The sequence below is a fragment of the Nocardia carnea genome (assembly GCF_029868325.1).
In the GTDB taxonomy this organism is placed as follows: Bacteria; Actinomycetota; Actinomycetes; order Mycobacteriales; family Mycobacteriaceae; genus Nocardia; species Nocardia carnea_C.
On record NZ_JARWNW010000201.1, the window covers coordinates 1 to 5,123 of the forward strand.

Genomic DNA, 5,123 nt, shown 5'->3' on the forward strand with positions numbered 1-5,123 from the left:
GTTTCAGGCCCCGCGGGAGGGCGGGGGGGGCCCGCGGGGGGGGGGGGGGGTTAAAAACCCCGGGCCCCCCCCCCCACCGCGCGGGGGGGGGGGCGCCCCCCGGGGGGGGGTTGCGCCCCCCCCCTCCCCGGGCGCCCCCCCCCCCCTCCCCGCCCCCCCCCCACCCCCCCCCCCCCGGGCCGAACCCTCCAAGGGCCTCGCTGGACTCGGCGCCGCCGTTGGTTGCGTCAGGATTTCGGGTTGTTGCGTTGGGTGTTGGACCGGCCCCGGCACCGCGGCTGGTTGTGTTGTTCCTAGCGGAACCGTTGCCTGCCCCAGCTGCACTCGAGCCGCGGTGTGCGCGCACTGCGGCAACGGCTGACTGATCGCCTACAGACGGATCGATCGCAGAGCGGCCTCCGCTATTGGTTGCCTTCGGTGTCCGCGATCGGAGGCGGTGATCCCGAGCCACGCGCCGGCGGTGCGGGGCGACCGGGCTACCAGGCGGTGTTCATCAAGGAGTTCGCGGCCATTTCCAGATAGTCCAGCAGCTGGCGGCGGTGGGCATCGTCGAGGACCTCGGGCTCGATCTCGGCGACCGCGATCCGCATACAGCGCAACCAGGCGTCGCGCTGGACGGGACCGATCTCGAACGGCATATGCCGCATGCGCAGCCGCGGGTGGCCGCGTTCGTCGGAGTAGGTGCGGGGGCCGCCCCAGTACTGTTCGAGGAACATGCGCAGCCTGCGTTCGGCCGGGCCGAGGTCCTCTTCGGGGTACATCGGCCGGAGGATCTCGTCGGCGGCGACCTCGCGGTAGAACGTTGCCACCAACCGGTGGAAGGTCTCCTCCCCGCCGACGGCGTCGAAGAAGGAGATCGTGGCCTGTTCGCCGGCCGGATCGCCGGCAGCCGGAATACCCGAAGTCATGAACCCTCTCGTTTCGCTGGATGCGCCGTCCATTGTGCCCGCGTCATCGCGGGTTCGCAGATTCGGCGTTATGGCCGTACCGTCGAAGGAGTACCCGGCCGCACCGATACGGCCGGTCTGCGTCGGCGTCTTCGACTCGGTTGACCTCGATCGTCGCTTCAGCGACAGTTAACCAGCCATTGTGCAAAATAACCGTGCGCTCCGGGGCTTTCCATGGTCAACTGAATCTTGTCTCCCGGCGAGATACCACATGATCTTGTAACGCAGAATTTGGGGTCGACATGAAGCAACGGACCGGCGCCCGATCACCGGAGGCGATACGCCACCGACAACTGAAGCCCGCCGACGTCCACGCTCGTGGGTCGGGGGCTCCTCCGCTGCAACTGCTGTCCGATCACGCGGTCAACCGGCATACTTCCGAGACCGCAGCCGATACCGATTCCACTCGTCCCCGCGGCGAATCCGCCGCCGTACTCCATCCCACCCAGCATCTCAGCTGGCTCAAACGCCGCGTTCTGCTGCTCAACGCCACCTACGAACCGCTCACCGCACTACCCGCCCGCCGCGCCATCGTGCTGCTGGTCTGCGATAAGGCCGACGCGGTCCATCACGACCCCACCGGCCCGGTCCTGCACTCCGCCGGGTCCACCGTCACCATCCCCTCGGTCATCCGCCTCCGCACCTATGTGCGGGTCCCCTACCGCGCCCGGGTCCCCATGACCCGCGCCGCCCTCATGCAGCGCGACCGCTACCGCTGCGGCTACTGCGGCGGTAAGGCCGAAACCATCGACCACGTCATCCCCCGCAGCCGCGGCGGCGAACACAGCTGGGAGAACTGCGTCGCAAGCTGTGCGCCCTGTAACCACCGCAAAGCCGACAAACTGCTCAGCGAACTGGGCTGGACCCTACGATCCCCGCTGATCTCCCCGAAAGGCCCGCACTGGCGCCTGTTGTCCACGGTCAACGAACTCGATCCGGCCTGGTTGCAGTACCTCGGTGAAGGGGCCGCATAGCTCCGGCGCACCGCCGCACAGGTTCGGCAGCGCCCGCGCCCACTCTCCGAGGAAGCCGGTTCGCGCGGGCCTGTAATGAAGCCCGCGCGCGTGCAGTAGGCCGTTATCGGGGTGTCAGCGATATGCTCCCGGTCCTGCGCCGGGCGATGGAACCGTAGCGGGCATCGAGGCGGAACCATGTTCTGGTCGCGCGGACGCGGACCGACTCTCCGGGCGGGATCCGGTTCGCCTCCGCGCGGTCCCCGGAGTGCGGGATGAAATCCATGGAGGTGAGCGCGAACACCACCCGCATCGGTATCTCCACCTCATCCTCGTCCGCCGAGACGGTGATCACCGTCTGATCGAGCAGTGAGACCGGCGGACCGTGGTTCGATCCGTGTTCCTTGGCCAGATCGGCCCCGCGTTCGGCCAGTTCCACCAGGGTCCGGGCGGGCAGATCGTCGATATGCCCGAAACCCGCCGCGGGCGGGAGGGCGCCACGCCAGGCCGAATCCATGGAGTAGCCGAGGTCTATCGGGCCAGGGCCGTTGAGGGCAGCCAGTACCGTATCGGCGCCGACCGTCGCATCGTCGACCTGGAGTTCGGCGCCGACAGTGCGGGTGGCCAGCGCTTCGAAACCGGTAGCGACCCAGGCGGTGACCAGGCCTTCTCCACGCCGGCGTAAACGCACCACCGCCGCCGGGTCCAGCCGCTGTGCCCGGGTGAGGAATGTGGCCAGGTTCTCGCGTTCTGCCGGGTCCGGTACGGTCAGGACCCGCTGGTCGGAAGTCACGATCGGATCGGCAGGGTGGGAGCAATGCCTATGCGCGGCACCGGTGCGGGCCCTGCCTCGTTGCGGGCGGCTACCGTATGCGTGTTCGATGCGCTCATGCTTGCATCCACTGCGCCAGGTAGTCCCGTTCGGCGTCGGTGAGCCGGCGCAGCCGCTGGGTTTCGATATCGAACGCCGCCAGCTGGGTGGTGGCGGTGACGGCGGCCGGAGTACCGGGGGCGGCACCCGCGGCCCGCACCTCGTAGGCGACGGTGAAATCGACGGCGCGCAACTGCTCGATCCACATGGCGATATCGAGCGGGGTGTCCTCATGCCGCAACTGGCCGCGGTACTTGACGTGCAGATCCGCCAGGACACAGCCGTTGCGCAGCGCCACCGTGGGGCGATCGGCCTCGAACAGCCAGGGGATCCGCGCTTCCTCGAGCAACGTCACCATCCGGGCGTGGTTGACATGCTGGAACACGTCCATATCCGACCAGCGCACATGGACGGCGGTGTGGAAGCGCGGCGCCGGGGCGGCCGTGGCCACCTCGGCACCTGCACCGTTACCCGAAACAGCATTCGTCACCGTGGTACCTCCGATTGGGCACCCACCCCACTCACCATGCTGCGCACCTGCCGCGCCGCAACCGACAGCGTGGCGAGATCGTGGGTTCCGGACTCGAACAGTTCCGCCAACGCCGCGCGGGCGCGACCGAGCCGGGACTGATTCTTGGACTCCCAGTATGCAATCTTCTCGTCCGCACTCTCCTCCGGGTCGCCGCCGGAGAGCACATCGAGGGTGAGCGAGCGCAGCGAACTGTACATATCGTCGCGCAGGCTGAGCCGGGCCAGTGCATGCCAGCGATCGCCGCGTTCCAGATGGCTCACCGCCTCGAGCAGCCAGTCGATCTTGAGATGCTCGTTCAGCGCGTAGTACAGCGAACCCACCTCGTCGCCGGAGCGGTCGGTGATATCGGCGATATCGACGATATCGAGCAGCGGGAACAGGTGCAGCAACCCGAAGACCTCGGTCGCCAGATCCAGCGGCGCCCCGTGCGCCACCAGGTCGGCGGCGTGATCGGTCAGCGTCGTGACATGGTGCCCACGCAGCCAGCTGGGCACCTTGGGCGCCAGTTCCTGGATGCCCACCCGGTACCGGTTGATCTCCGCGCCCACAGCGATCGGCTGGGGACGGTTGGTGAGCAGCCACCGCGAGGCCCGATCCAGGGTTCGTTTGGTTTCCAGTTCGAGCTGGTCGCGTACCCCGACCGAAGTATCGGCGGCGCGGATCCGGGCCCAGATCTCGTGCAGCCCGAAGATATCGGTGACGGCCGCGAAGGCGCGCACCGTATCGGTGGTGGTGGCACCGATCTCCTCACCGAGCCGGAAGGTGTAGGTGAGGCCACCGTGGTCCACCACCTCGTTGGCGATCATGGTGGTGACGATTTCCCGGCGCAGGCGGTGTTTCTTGATCGCCGCCCCGAACCGTTCACGCAGCGGGGTCGGGAAGTAGTCGGGGAGCCGGGCGCCGAAGAACGCACTATCGGGCAGGTCCCCGGCCAGCAGATCGGCTTTCATCGCCAGTTTCACATGGGCCAGCAGGTGGGCGAGTTCGGGCGAGGCGAGGCCGGTCCCTTCCTCGAGCCGGCGCTTCAGCACGGAATCGGCCGGCAACGCCTCGAGCTGCCGGTCCAGACCCCGGCTGTCCTCCAGTTCCTCGATCAACCGCCGATGCACATTCAGCATCCGCGCCGATTCGGCCCGCGAGATTCCCATCAGATAGTTCTGCGAAACGTTGTCCTGCAACACCATCTGCGCGACTTCGTCGGTCATCTCCGCGAGCAAGGGATTGCGGTCGGCGATATCCAGTTCTCCCGCCGAGACCACACCGTCGAGCAGGACCTTGATATTCACCTCGTGGTCGGAACAATCGACCCCGGCGGAATTGTCCAGCGCATCGGTATTCATCTTGCCTCCGTTGCGGCAGAATTCGATCCGCCCCAACGCTGTGACACCGAGATTTCCGCCCTCGCCGACGACCTTCACCCGCAACTGATTTGCGTCGACCCGAACAGCATCGTTGGATTTATCGCCCGCATCGGCATTGCTTTCGGTGCTCGCCTTGATATAGGTGCCGATACCGCCGTTCCACAGCAGATCCACGGGCGCCTGCAGAATCGCGCGGATCAGTTCCGGCGGTGCGAGCGATACGGTGTTCTCCGGCAGGCCGAGTGCCGCGCGGGCCTGCGGAGATATCGGCACCGATTTCACCGTGCGGTCGTAGATTCCGCCGCCCGCACTGATCAGCGACCGATCATAATCAGCCCAACTCGACCGCGCCAACCCGAACAACCGCCGCCGCTCGGCAAACGACGACGCAGCCACCGGATCCGGATCCAGGAAAATATGCCGATGATCGAACGCCGCCACCAACCGAATATGCTCCGA

The 5,123-nt window shown here is 67.1% G+C and carries 5 protein-coding genes; 1 reads left to right on the forward strand and 4 read right to left on the reverse strand.

Translation table 11 applies throughout. From position 1 onward, the window contains the following. Positions 1-476 precede the first annotated feature (476 nt). Positions 477-908, reverse strand: a complete 432-nt coding sequence (locus QH196_RS16690; RefSeq protein ID WP_280416719.1) for a globin — start codon at positions 906-908, stop codon at positions 477-479. A gap of 281 nt (positions 909-1,189) precedes the next feature. On the opposite strand from QH196_RS16690, the gene QH196_RS16695 reads away from it, so the two are divergent. Beyond that, on the forward strand, positions 1,190-1,921 hold the full coding sequence (locus tag QH196_RS16695) for an HNH endonuclease (protein ID WP_280416720.1): 732 nt from the start codon (positions 1,190-1,192) through the stop codon (positions 1,919-1,921). A 103-nt stretch (positions 1,922-2,024) separates the two neighbouring features. Here QH196_RS16695 and QH196_RS16700 read toward each other — a convergent pair whose 3' ends face one another. From QH196_RS16700 to QH196_RS16710, 3 genes are all read right to left on the reverse strand, one after another. Continuing rightward, complete coding sequence (locus QH196_RS16700; RefSeq protein WP_280416721.1) at positions 2,025-2,693, reverse strand: hypothetical protein; 669 nt, start codon at positions 2,691-2,693, stop codon at positions 2,025-2,027. Positions 2,694-2,787: 94 nt separating this feature from the next. Further along, positions 2,788-3,222 carry an acyl-CoA thioesterase gene (locus tag QH196_RS16705; protein ID WP_280416723.1) on the reverse strand — a complete coding sequence of 145 codons (435 nt, stop codon included), beginning with the start codon at positions 3,220-3,222 and terminating at the stop codon, positions 2,788-2,790. 35 nt (positions 3,223-3,257) lie between these two features. Next, a partial coding sequence (locus QH196_RS16710; RefSeq protein ID WP_280416722.1) for an NAD-glutamate dehydrogenase domain-containing protein occupies positions 3,258-5,123 on the reverse strand: 1,866 nt, incomplete at its 5' end.

Bases quoted from the DNA above. Each gene is read 5' to 3' on its own strand.
- QH196_RS16690 (WP_280416719.1), bottom strand. From the start codon at position 908: ATGACTTCGGGTATTCCGGCTGCCGGCGATCCGGCCGGCGAACAGGCC.
- QH196_RS16695 (WP_280416720.1), top strand. From the start codon at position 1,190: ATGAAGCAACGGACCGGCGCCCGATCACCGGAGGCGATACGCCACCGA.